This window comes from Sphingobacterium sp. UBA7855, assembly GCA_002500745.1.
GTDB lineage: Bacteria > Bacteroidota > Bacteroidia > Sphingobacteriales > Sphingobacteriaceae > Sphingobacterium.
Map to the genome: position 1 here is coordinate 280,060 of DLST01000003.1, position 13,108 is coordinate 293,167.

Genomic DNA, 13,108 nt, shown 5'->3' on the forward strand with positions numbered 1-13,108 from the left:
ACACTTAAAAACAGCAACAAATATATCTAAAAATCAAAATGATACATCAATAAAGTAATTATTTACACAAAAGAATACGAAGACTTCATATTAATTTAACTTAACTTAAGTATTTTTGCCATCACTTTATTAACAAACACTAACTATCAATATGATTAAGAAGATCATAACTATTCCACAACAGCATATGTTGCGAATAGCTTGCTTTATGATTGCATCGCTTACATTTAATTCCTGTCAGAAGCCTGAATCTCGAATCGAGCGGCCGGCAGTACAATTTACCCCCACCATCGTCGGCCAAATCAACACAAAAGCTACCGGAACTACCTGGGAACAGAATGACCAAATCGGTGTATACATGTACAGATCAGGTCAACCGTTGGAGTCAGCGACTGTTATCGACCAGGTCAACAACCACTTGTTCACTTTTAATGGTTCGCTGTTTCAAAGCAACAATTCAATTTTCTTAAACGCTGAAAAAGTGGATTTCATCGCATACTATCCGTATAAATCGCTAACAGATTTTCAATATCCAATTGATTTAAGTGATCAGTCCAATCCCGCAGCTTTAGATCTGATGTACGCAAATAACGCTAAAAACATCGATAAAAGCAGCAACACCATCCCGCTTAACTTTGTAAGACAATTGAGTAAAATCAGTATCCATCTCTCCATTACCAATACCGCCGTACTGGAGGCAAATCAAGTTACGGTTAAATTACCAGCAGTAAGTACCCAAGGGGGATTCGACTTAACAACTGGAAAATTGACGGTAAATTCAACTGATAAAAAAGATGTTCAGGGAAAATTAACGGTCAATTCGAATAAAACAGCCTTAATTGAATTTATACTCCTTCCGGGTGAAAACATCACTGGAAAGGCAATGAAGTTTGTTGCTGCTAATGGTGATAGCTATACCTGGACGGTTCCACAAAATGAGAATCTACAGCACCTGATCGCGGGCAACAGATATAACTTTGACATCAAAATTGACAACGGTAAACCGAGCGGTGGAATCGGTGATTCACAAGCCTATCTGGAGATTCCCAAAATGAGCAAGCTAGGCAATGATGAAGTATTTATACAGCATTTCATGCCCGACGCGAGCGACAGCAGAAACTATGCGATGCTCTATGACAAAAAGTTAAAAATGGCATATTGGGTAGCTTACCCATTATACAGCAGCATCCTCGGATCGGGCAATCGTACAGATGCTTGGGGATATGACCCACAAGTCTCTACTGCGTTTCAACCCAATCTATTTAAAGGTTTCCAGCCAACAGGCTATGACAGAGGCCACCAGTTGCCAAGTGCAGACCGCAACTTAAATACAACCCAAAATAAAACAACGTTTTATTTTACCAACATGACAGCTCAGGTATCTCGACTTAACCAAGGAATTTGGGCAAACCTGGAAACGAAAGTCAGAACATGGACGGCACAGTGCGATACAATGTATATTGTAACTGGTGCAATGCCTAAGACAAGCACAGATAGCCGCCTAGACTTTGCACAGGACAATGATGGCAAAGATATCGCCAAGCCAAAATACTATTTCAAAGCATTAGCTATGAAGAAAGGGTCCGAATATTATACCCTAGCGTATAAGATAAACAATGAAACCCCTCCTTCAGGAGTAACCTTCGAAAATTATAGATTAACCGTAAGTGACCTTGAAAAAGCAACCGGCTTCACATTTTTTCCTGATCTAAATGATACACAAAAAGGAAACATAAATACCTCTATTTGGAAATAATTAATAAACGATTTAGTCATATCAATTCAGTTTAATTATGAAAGTAAACCAACTTTTATTCCTAGCGACTGCGGCAGCTGCCGCAACCAGCTCCTGCCAAAAGGCACCTATTTCAGAACAAGAACTCACCAAGGCGGTGACTTTTTCGTCAACAATCTCTAACCAAGTGACCACAAAAGCTGCTGGCGCAAACTGGGAAAGCAACGATGCAATCGGTGTTTTCATGAAAACCGGCAACGGTTTAAGCAATGCATTGGCAAGCAACAAACAGTATGTAACGACAAGTGGAGACGGAAACTTCAAAGCGAATAGCACTACGGAAGAAATCAATTACCCAGCTGATGGTTCCAATGTAGATTTTATTGCCTACTATCCTTATCAAACAACCATCAGCAACAATGTCTACCCAGTCAATGTAAGCGATCAAACGCAACAAAACAAAATTGACTTCATGTATGCTAATAATGTAACTGGTGCCAATAAAAATACAGCAAATGCCCAATTACAATTTAGCCACAAACTAAGTAAAATTGAATTGACAATTGCTGCTGGAACTGGTGTTAGTTCCCTATCAGGTCTTACCGTAACTTACAATGGATTTAATACTACAGCAAATTTCGACCTTGCAACAGGTACATTAGCTGCTGGCACTAACCCGGCGGCTATCAAAGCAAGAACTACAGCCGGAACATCGACAACATTAGCAGAGGCCATCTTATTACCTGTAGCTAGCGTTGCTGGTGCAAAAGTTGAATTCAAAATTGGTAATGAAACCTATACGTGGACTTTACCATCATCAACAACTTACGAAGCCGGTAAAAAATACAGCTACAATATCACCTTGCAAGAGCAGGCTGGCAACAATGCAGCTATTGTGGCGTCTGGGAATATTACAGACTGGACCGATGTACCTTCGGGTTCATACGTGATCGGTAAAGACGAAGATAATGGTGGTACAACTGATCCTGTAGAACAAACATTGTATGAAGAAGATTTCGGGACAACCCCATTAAGTAAGGATGAAAAATTTAAAATAGCTGATTTCAAAGGCTGGTCGAATACGACCGTTACATATTCCGATCAATATGCAAAAGCGGATATTAGAACAACTGGGACTATTGTAAACAATCACGTATGGTTGCCTACTACAGGTAATTCAGAGCTGGCTATAGAAGGAATTAATACAGAAAAAGCAAGTAAATTAAAAGTTTCGTTTGATGTGGCAATTGGGACATCAAAGGATTTCGACCTGCAAAATCTAGCAATCATATTTAACGGTCAAACATTCAATCCTGAATCTAAAATGATTCTTTCTGCAGATGCAAATAAATTCATTAATGTAACAGTAGATCTTTCTACTGCAACTACACTGTCTGCTAACTCAAAATTATCCTTCTTCTCAGATATCCAGACCAACAAAGCTGGTCTTCGCATCGATAATATCGTCTTAAAAGGCTTAAAATAATACAATAAAAACATCCTCAAATGCAACACATCTAAAATGTGTTGCATTTGTTAGCTAAATACATTTCACTATTTAACCTCAAGCTATGTATAAAAAATACATACTTTTTGCCCTCCTATCTGCTGCCAGTACACCTATATTTGCCCAAAGGGCCAATGTACAGGGTATTGTCCGCAACCAGGTGAGCAAAGAACCTTTCTCCAATGTACGTCTCGTCTTTGAGAAAAATCAAAAGTCGATCGTCACCGATTCCAAAGGGAACTTCAGCCTACCGAAGTTAAACTCGGGTGAGGAAACGATCCTGATCACAGGTGGTAATATCCAGGAAATCAAAATTACCGTTCAGATCCCGGCCTCCGGCCTGCTCAAAATGGACGACATCTACGTCCTTCCAAGTACCGACAATGACAACATGGTACAACTAAGCATGGCTGCCGATGATCTATTGGATGATGATAACGAATCTTTCGATCAAAACATTTCGGCCAAAATTATCCTTTCCAATGACGTGTACGTCAACAAAATTGGATATCAGCTCTCTCAATTCCGTTTCCGCCTTCGCGGATACAACAACCGATACGAACAAAAATATATCAACGGTGTACATTTCAACGACCAGTTGCGTGGTGTCTTCAACTACGCCTCCATCGGAGCCATCAATGATTTTACCCGAAATGGAGACCAAGACAATGCTATGGACGCCTCGACCTTCACATTCGGCTCCATCGGCGGTTCCGAAAATATCAATATGCGCGCCAGCGCCTTCGCCAAAGGAGCAAAAGCAACAGCCACATACACCAACCGCAATTATTATAGCCGGGGTATGCTGAGCTATTCAACGGGACTAATGGACAATGGCTGGGCATTTACAGGCTTAATCGGTGGACGCTATGCAGACAAAGGAAATATTGAAGGTACATTTTACAAAAACTTCACCTACGCACTTTCCATCGAAAAACAATTCCAGCAAGGCAAACATAGTTTATCACTGGTCACCTTTGGTTCACCGGTAGAGCGCGGCCAACAATCAGGTTCTTTCCAGGAAGCCTATGACCTCCTCGACAACAACCTATACAACCCCAATTGGGGCTATCAAGACGGAAAAATCAGGAATTCGCGTGTCGTCACTGCTTATGACCCTACCGCAATCCTTTCACATATCTGGAAAATCGATCCAAATACAAAACTAACGACAGGTATATCGCTGCACTATGGCAAGTATGCCAGTACAGCATTAAACTGGTACAACGGTCCGGATCCTAGACCAGACTATTACCGCAATTTGCCGAGTTATTTTACGGATTCCATTACAAATCAATACTACAGCCACCTTTGGCAATCGGCAAAAATATCGCAAGTGGATTGGGACAATTTATACCTCGTCAACAAGCTCGAAAATAAAATCAACGATGGTGCAGCCATCTACATGTTAGAGAAACGTCATAGTGACCTATTGGAAAGCAGTTTCAATACCACGCTCAACAAAACGATCAATGAGCATGCTAAACTGACGCTCGGTATAGGCGCCAAAGGTTCCCAATCGCAACAGTATAAAACTGTAGCGGATCTACTGGGCGCCGAATATGTACTGGATATTGACAAATTCTCTGAACGTGACTTTGGACAAAATACAGGTCAGAGCCAAAACGACTTGTTAAATCCCAACTTTAAGGCACGCAAAGATGATATTTTTGGATATCGTTACAACATTAATATCAAATCTGCGAATGCTTGGTTACAAAACGAATACACGTATTCGAACATCGACTTTTTCTACGCTACACAGCTTTCTTACACCAGTTTTCAACGCGTAGGCTACATGAAAAATGGACGCTTCCCGACCAATTCTTATGGTAAAGGGCAAGAACACCATTTTTTTGACTATGCTTTCAAGGGTGGAATGACCTACAAATTCAATGGCCGCCATTTATTAAACGCCAAAATTAGCTATCAGACCAAAGCACCATTGGCCAATGATGCTTATATCTCACCAAGGGTAAGTGACTTTACTTTTGAAGACCTCAAAAGTGCCAAGATATTCTCTACAGATATCAGTTATGTCTTCTCCTTGCCGAAACTAAATGGTCGTTTATCGGTATTTCAGACCAACTTTACAGATCTCATCAGCCGACAAAGTTACTACAACGATGCCGCCCGTACCTTTATCAACCATGGTCTAAAAGATATGAACCAGGTCAATAGAGGGATAGAGCTCGGATTGACCTATAAAGTTGACAACAATTGGAGTATTGATCTCGCAGCAACAAAGGCTGAATACTATTACAGCAACAACCCAATGGGAGCACAAAACTCCGAAAATGGGTTGATCAATAATGAACGCGAGATGGTATACCTCAATAACTACTATGTTGGTGGAATGCCACAGACCGCAGGAACTTTAGGAGTCCGTTATTTCGTAAACTACTGGTTTTTTGGCGCTAATTTAAATTACGCTGGCGATATGTATCTATCGAAAGCTCCTCTTCGTCAGTTGGCATCTAACTACAGCACAATCAATCCTTACGATCCGGAGCTCGATAATGCTTATCATATCCTTACTGATCAAGAAAAGTTCAAAAATAGCGCAACAGTCGATCTATCAATCGGTAAAATCCTTTACCTGAAAAATCGCAATTCAATGAACTTCAATTTAGCGGTCAATAACGTCTTAAATAACAAAAACATCAGAACTGGAGGTTTCGAAAATGCACGTTTGGATATTACTGCAGCAAATAAGTTTGCATCCAAATATTATTACATGCAGGGAATCAACTGTTTTATGAATGTATCCTATAGATTTTAATCTCGACAATAATGAACAAAAAAAATATACAAGCTGTCTATACATCGATGCTATCGGTTATCTGTATTGGACTCATCTTATTTACAGGAGCCTGTAAGCGTGATCCTGAAGCCCCCCTATTGACTCAACCGATCTATGAGGGTCCCAATGCCAACACCACGATAGCCGCATTGAAAGAAAAATATGCTAACATTACCGATCCAAAAGTAATCGATGAGGATCTGATCATTAAAGCAATGGTGACCGGAAACGACATTTCGGGTAATATCTACAAACAATTGTACATCCAAGATGAAACTGCTGCCATCAATCTAGGAGTCGATCAAAACAGCATGTACACAACTTTCCGCGCAGGCCAGGAAGTGTTTATCAACTTAAAAGGCCTGTCCATGGTGAAATATGGTAGTGAACTACAGATCGGTTTCAGTGGAACAAATGCCAACCGTATCGCCTGGGAAATTTTCAAAGAGCATACCAAAGTAAACGGATGGCCAAATGCGGCCAATTTAACGCCATTGGAAGTTGATCTTTCTAAATTAGACGCTTCGATGGTCAACAAGTTGGTTATCATTAAAAATGTGCGTTTTAACAATGGTGGTGTCAATGCTTTCGCAGGTGGAACGGCGACTGTTAGCGAAGTAGTCAAAGATGCGAATGGCAAAACATTGGATGTACGCAACAGTAACTTCTCCAGTTTTGCTAAAGATATTCTTCCTAAAGGGAATGGAACATTAGTCGGAATATTGGGCCGTTACAATGGAGGCTGGCAGCTCTTCCTGCGCGATAAAACAGATGTGATTGACTTTGATGGAACTGACGCCGGAACAACACCAACTGACCCTGAAACCGGAGGAACAATTTTCAACGAGACATTTGGAAATGGCACATACCCAAGTGGCAACCGTCCTAAAATTGCAGGTTTCACCGATTTCGATATGAAAGCTCCGGTGACGTACAGCGAGGAAAGTGGTTCGGCAGATATTCGTACAGCAACAGGAATCAGTGCCTCAGTATGGCTTCCGGCAAACAAAGATATTACACTGAAAATCACCGGAATCCAAACGACCAACAAAACGGATCTTACATTGAGCTACCAGCTTGTTCCTAATATTTACAATGTTGGTGAAGCAACCAACCTCAATGCCATAAAGGTGAAGGTCAACGGAACAAGTTATACGATTCCAAGCACGCCTGTAGCGATCAATTCGACAGATGATCGCAATAAATATTACACCGTCAGTATTCCAAACATTACACCTGCAGCGACAAGTACTGTCGAATTTATAATGACTGGCGCTGACAATGCCTTTGGCTTCCGTTTAGACAATATTAAAATCGTAAGCGCAACTGGCGGAAGCGGCTCAGACAACACGATTATCGTTACTAAATAGATGAAAGATGAACTATAAACACATCAGCTGTATTTTACTTCTCCTTTTATGTACTGCCCACCCGGGTTTCGCGCAAACCAACCGTCGGGTTTACCCCATTGCATTCTACAATTTGGAGAACCTATACGATCCTGTAAAGGATTCGACGATCAATGACGATGAGTTTACACCAAAGGGTGCCAATACATGGACAGAAGCTAAGTATCAGCAAAAAATAAAAAACATGGCACGAGCGATTCGTGCCATCGGTTCACCTAGTTCTAGTTTGGGTCCTATCGCTCTAGGGGTAGCCGAAATTGAGAACCGTCGGGTTCTGGAAGATCTTACACGAGATCCCCAGCTCCGTGAGCTGGGATTAAAGATCGTTCATCACGATTCTCCTGACCGTCGCGGTGTGGATGTTGGGTTCCTTTACAATCCGGAATTCTTCACGCCTTTTAATGACAAGGTTCATCCATTCAACCTACCAGAAAACCCAGGCTTTAAGACGAGAGATCAACTATTGGTATCCGGTACAATTGCTGGAGATACGGTACATATCATTGTCAATCACTGGCCTTCGCGTTATGGCAATAAATCTTCTGAACTTCGCGAATTTGCAGCCGGAATTACCAAAGGCATATGTGATTCGTTATATCGCGAAAATCCCGAGGCCAAGATTATTATCATGGGCGATTTAAATGATGATCCCAAAGATAAAAGTGTAAAGGAAGTATTGCAGGCCAAGAAAAATCCGCAGGATGTACCTGCGCAGGGCTTATATAATACCATGTGGAAGTTTTACGATAAGGGAATTGGATCACTGGGCTATCAGGGACAATGGAATCTCTTTGATCAAATCATCATTTCTAGACCTTTATTGGACAATAAAAACAAGGGTTTACGTTTTGTCAAAGCCGAAATCTTCAATCGGGATTTTTTGGTGCAACAGGAAGGTCGAAACAAAGGTTATCCGCACCGAACATTTTCTGGGGGAGTATTTATCAATGGCTACTCAGATCACTTTCCAACATTGATCTATTTGGTCAAATAATATCAATGAAATCCGATTAACTCTTCTTAAGCGGAATTAAAGATAGGAGCTCGTTATAAATGAGCTCCTATTTTTTTGATCTCCCCCGGTCTTCAGTAATCTTTTTATTATACACAAGCTATAAACTACCATTTAATCTCATTATTATACCATGGTTCAACCGCAATTTTTACTAGATTTAGCAGATGAAGCTTATACTATTTGATCTGGACGGAACACTGCTAGACACATTACAGGACCTCGGGGACAGCTGCAATGCTATTCTTGAACAATATGGATATCCAACCCATCCCCTTGTTGCTTATAAGAAATTTGTCGGCAACGGTGTCCAAAAACTTATCGAACGCGCATTACCGCAAGAAGCACGGACAGAAAATATCATCTCAACTTTACTCAGTGCCTTTAAAGTGTATTATGAGCAAAAGCCCATAACGCACACAAAACCATATACCGGCATTATACCGCTACTACAAGAACTGAAATCGTTAGGCTATCTCATCTCGGTAGCATCAAATAAATACCATGAAGCGGTGATACCTTTGATGGCCGAATACTTTCCCGATATTTCATTTGATCTCGTCCTGGGGCATCGAACAGGTCGCCCCGCCAAGCCTGATCCCGATATTGTCTTCGACAGTATCCAAACACTCGGTGTTAGCAAACAAGATTGCTTTTATGTAGGCGATTCATCCGTGGATATGGATACCGCCAATAATGCAGGGGTAACAGCTATCGGTGTTACTTGGGGCTTTCGGGAAGAGAGCGAGTTAAGACAACACGGTGCACAGCATATTATCCACCATCCACAGGAACTGTTGGAAATTGTATAATGTACGGATAGGGATTTATTAGCAATAAAATACATCTATTCAAACTAAGACAATACGGTGTGGGGATTTGTGTCGAAATATCTTTTATGAACCACGTAACAACTTAGAAGAGACCAATTCGCAAAAACTACTAAAGCATTTATTCAACAAGATTTCTACTCTTCGATTTTTAGGAGAAGAATGCCTCTAAAATGATATAGCATACGTTTTTCTTCTTTAAAGAGCAGGATGCGTGATATCGGATCAAGTATAAGGAAATAAAGTCGTGCAATATGCCTGATATCTCCAAAAATGTAAAAACTAAACCGGGTGAGACTATAGTGAATGCAAAAGTAATTAAAAAGAAGCCTAGGTATTGACCGACAAAAGCCAGGTGTTTACCGAGATTGTTTCCAGATTGGCCTAATGAGGGTGGTCAGCGTGCTATTCCCGCCCTATCTTTGAGTCATCAAATAAGAAATAAAAAATTTAAAAAATAAACATCATGGCAACTAAAACAACATTCAGCGTCAACAGTAAAACAATTACTAAAGTTTTTCAAGATCTTTTTGATTCGTTCAAAAGCTCTCGTTTAAAAGTTTCATCCAAGAATGGGCAAGAATATTTAAATATCTCCTTACTATTAGCTGTAATCATCGGAATTATTTTTCCAGTAGCTTTCATTGCATTGATCATACTGAGCCTGATTGCACCTATTGAAATTGCAATTCTTCAAGAAGTAAAAGAAGAGCATGCAAATCAGAAGATGATTGAACTCAAATAAAATACTATACTATCACCTACAAAGATGGGCTATCCAAAAATTGGATAGCCCTTTCTTTATAAAATTCTTGGTATACATCCATACAGTACAATTTCATCTATTCCTTCGCAAATGATCTAAATGATTTCTCCACACTAGCGCTCAGTCAAAAGATGACATAAGTTTTCCAAAAAGTAGCTCCCTGTCTACAAGCTTGCAACTGGTTTTAGTTTTTTAGTGCTAAATTTGAATTCTAAAATAAAACAAGACAGGCTATAGTTAATTTAGTAGAATGAAAGAACAATAACGTGAAAAAAAGTAGAAAATTATTTATTATCAGGACAGTTTTAATTGCCTTCCTCATTCTTTCCTTGATGTTTATCGGTTCGATATTTACCTATCAATATATTGAATACCAAAAAACCGAATCCCGTCTAAATAAAGCATACAGCGCTAAGAATGAATTGACAAATCTTTTTTATGAAATCTTCTCATCATATAACGACTCCGGAAATGCGTTTCGTTCCTACACCGTGGATTTTAGTGCCAAAAATTTAAAGAACTACAGCAATAGTTTGGATACGCTCCGGTTTTATATTGATTCACTATCGGAATTATCGTCGCAAAAAGGACTTACTTGCGCTACAAATACATTCTTGGAACGAAATATTTCCCTCTCGGATGAGTTCGCACGAATTAAAAAATCTGTTGACAACATGATTTTTCTCGCGAAAGACTCTCTTTCGCTCTTAACCAAAACAAATAAAAACATCCGTCCAGGAAATAATAGAATATTTGCTGATTCAGTTGTCAACGAGATATTACGAGATACAGCTCTTAATGTCACCATGAAAGATACGATAGTTCGAAAAAAAGAGAAGCTATTTACCCGTATTTTCAAAGCAAAAAATGACACCTTGGTCGCAGCTAAGCTAGCGCAAAATTTCAATGTTAACCAAATCAAAGCTATACATAACCAAATCCAAAATTTGATAGCGCAAAATGAAATTTTCCATCTCCAAGATTTCAGCAAAATTCGCCGTTCATTTATGGAGCTTCAGCAAAAAGAAAGGCAGCTTTTACAAGCTAATTATAACCTATTCAACACGATTAGTACTGCATTGCTACGAATTAAAACTCATGAAGATGGAATATTACGCGCCGCTGAAATTCAAGATTTCAAGCTTTATCGTGAAAACTCCTCTATTTTTGGAAAGCAGGTTATAGCTTCTATTATTCTCATGATAATTATGGTAACGCTCCTCTTATCATACCACTACAATACACTGGTGTATGAACGGAAACTGACCGCTGCCAGGGACTACGCTTTGAAAACAGCAAAGGAGAAGACGAGTATATTAGCCAATGTAAGTCATGATGTACGCACACCAGTCAATTCTTTAGTAAGCATTATTGACTTACTAAAAAATAACGCCGAAAGCAACCGGATCAACCCTATGTTATTAGATGCCATCACACAAGATATTCATGTGATCAATGATACTGTTGAAGATATTCTAAATCTCGGTAAGTTAGAGTCTGGTACATTAGAAATAAAGGCTGAATATTTTTCACCATCTCAACTACTCCTCAATGTGATTAAAATGCTCCAATCTCAGGCATATAAAAAAGCATTAAAACTTATTAGCTCCATTGATATCGATCGCGACATCTTAATCAAAAGCGGAACATATCGCGTACGACAGATTGTTTCCAACCTCCTCAGTAACGCCATTAAATATACGGATAAGGGGACGATAGAAGTGAAAGCCTATATCACCAAAAATCAGGGATCAAAATTACATATTGTAGTTAACGATACAGGAAAGGGCATTTCTGCGAAAGACCAAGAGCATATTTTTGAACAGTATTATATGACTGATCAAAAATCCAAAAGTAGTTTTGGATTGGGATTGCATATTTCTAAACTCATGGCTGCACAGCTAAACGGAACGTTAAGTGTTAACAGTCAACAAGGTAAAGGATCAACATTTACATTAGTCGTCCCATTTACCGAAGAAAAGAAAAACAGAAAACCAATCACAAATTTGAGCAAATTATCAAAAGATTTAAGTTTTGTCGTTATTGATGATAATGCAATTAATAATCTATTTCTAAAACAAGCATTGCAACATTTCGAAAATGTAAAGATCTATCAAGATTCAACTGCTGCAATAACTTATCTGAAAGAAAGTAAAACGGATATTATTATAACCGATCTCAAAATGCAAGGTCCTACGGGCTGGGACATTCTAAATACCGTCAAAGACACCAATCATATGCGAGGATGGAATAGTAAAGTTATTGCATTAACGTCAGACGAATCACAGGTAACCATGCAGGCTCCAGAAGGCCAGCAACATGAATTTGATGGCATTATGACCAAACCGTTAAACAAAGCTATTCTTGCCGAAATCATTGCGCGCATTTCCTAAATTAAATAATCTTCCCACGTTAATACTTATATCTTCAACGGCATAGAATCAGCCAGCGCTGCCTTCAGCCGAAAAAGCTTTCCATTCCAGTATTTTCCTGTCCCTTCCCGACCAAGCTACAATCATTCATAACGATTCGTACTACAATGGTCAATAGCCTGATCCCAAAGTAAACAATAGGAGGAAATCGACGATGAAATAACTTCTCATATGGCCAGTAAGTAATATTTACAGCAACATACAAAAACACGAATACAAGAATTATAGAAAAGCAATATGGCGATGGCGTATCTATTGTTCAAGAGAGTTCCTTACCAAATTACGATTATAGCCATGTTATCCGATGAAGCTAGATTGTCTAGATGGATACTATGCTGATATACCTTACAGAAGAGCGAGTCCTTCGATGAAAAATGCTGCTATACCGTTATGGCGATCGTGAAACTATATTCCAGAACGAATAAACTATTTACATCTTTTAACCGGATAAAGTTATAGAAGATTCGTGTAGCAACTACTGGAAATACGAATGATAGCACATAGAAAGTGGACCGTCACTGGACCCAAAACAGGTAAGGATGGGAAAAATTACATGGCAGATGGATAGCCTCCGCTGGACCAGCCTCACCGATGGCCAGGCCCTATCCAAACGA

General features: G+C 39.6%; 8 protein-coding genes. All 8 read left to right on the forward strand.

What is annotated here, in order from left to right:
• Positions 1-151: 151 nt before the first annotated feature.
• The 8 genes from B2107_RS03740 to B2107_RS03775 all read left to right on the forward strand — a co-directional run bounded on the left by B2107_RS03740 (position 152) and on the right by B2107_RS03775 (position 12,455).
• Positions 152-1,756, forward strand: a complete 1,605-nt coding sequence (locus B2107_RS03740; RefSeq protein ID WP_293953248.1) for a fimbrillin family protein — start codon at positions 152-154, stop codon at positions 1,754-1,756.
• A 37-nt stretch (positions 1,757-1,793) separates the two neighbouring features.
• Positions 1,794-3,221 carry a fimbrillin family protein gene (locus tag B2107_RS03745; protein WP_293953250.1) on the forward strand — a complete coding sequence of 476 codons (1,428 nt, stop codon included), beginning with the start codon at positions 1,794-1,796 and terminating at the stop codon, positions 3,219-3,221.
• 85 nt (positions 3,222-3,306) lie between these two features.
• The gene (locus B2107_RS03750; protein WP_293953252.1) at positions 3,307-6,024 is read left to right on the forward strand and encodes a TonB-dependent receptor; all 2,718 of its coding nucleotides are present in this window, start codon (positions 3,307-3,309) and stop codon (positions 6,022-6,024) included.
• A gap of 11 nt (positions 6,025-6,035) precedes the next feature.
• The gene (locus B2107_RS03755) at positions 6,036-7,415 is read left to right on the forward strand and encodes a DUF5689 domain-containing protein (protein ID WP_293953254.1); all 1,380 of its coding nucleotides are present in this window, start codon (positions 6,036-6,038) and stop codon (positions 7,413-7,415) included.
• Between the two features lie 7 nt (positions 7,416-7,422).
• A complete protein-coding gene (locus tag B2107_RS03760) occupies positions 7,423-8,448 on the forward strand; it encodes an endonuclease/exonuclease/phosphatase family protein (RefSeq protein WP_293953255.1) in 1,026 nt (341 codons plus the stop codon).
• Positions 8,449-8,633: 185 nt separating this feature from the next.
• The gene (locus B2107_RS03765; RefSeq protein WP_293953257.1) at positions 8,634-9,278 is read left to right on the forward strand and encodes an HAD family hydrolase; all 645 of its coding nucleotides are present in this window, start codon (positions 8,634-8,636) and stop codon (positions 9,276-9,278) included.
• 484 nt (positions 9,279-9,762) lie between these two features.
• Positions 9,763-10,041 (forward strand): DUF4342 domain-containing protein, encoded by a 279-nt coding sequence (locus B2107_RS03770; protein ID WP_293953259.1) that lies wholly within the window; start codon positions 9,763-9,765, stop codon positions 10,039-10,041.
• Positions 10,042-10,328: 287 nt separating this feature from the next.
• On the forward strand, positions 10,329-12,455 hold the full coding sequence (locus B2107_RS03775; protein WP_293953261.1) for an ATP-binding response regulator: 2,127 nt from the start codon (positions 10,329-10,331) through the stop codon (positions 12,453-12,455).
• Positions 12,456-13,108 lie beyond the last annotated feature (653 nt).

What these genes read in the sequence shown, in the direction of transcription:
- B2107_RS03740 (WP_293953248.1), top strand. Translation starts at nt 152, where the DNA reads ATGATTAAGAAGATCATAACTATTCCACAACAGCATATGTTGCGAATA.
- B2107_RS03745 (WP_293953250.1), top strand. Translation starts at nt 1,794, where the DNA reads ATGAAAGTAAACCAACTTTTATTCCTAGCGACTGCGGCAGCTGCCGCA.
- B2107_RS03750 (WP_293953252.1), top strand. Translation starts at nt 3,307, where the DNA reads ATGTATAAAAAATACATACTTTTTGCCCTCCTATCTGCTGCCAGTACA.
- B2107_RS03755 (WP_293953254.1), top strand. Translation starts at nt 6,036, where the DNA reads ATGAACAAAAAAAATATACAAGCTGTCTATACATCGATGCTATCGGTT.
- B2107_RS03760 (WP_293953255.1), top strand. Translation starts at nt 7,423, where the DNA reads ATGAACTATAAACACATCAGCTGTATTTTACTTCTCCTTTTATGTACT.
- B2107_RS03765 (WP_293953257.1), top strand. Translation starts at nt 8,634, where the DNA reads ATGAAGCTTATACTATTTGATCTGGACGGAACACTGCTAGACACATTA.
- B2107_RS03770 (WP_293953259.1), top strand. Translation starts at nt 9,763, where the DNA reads ATGGCAACTAAAACAACATTCAGCGTCAACAGTAAAACAATTACTAAA.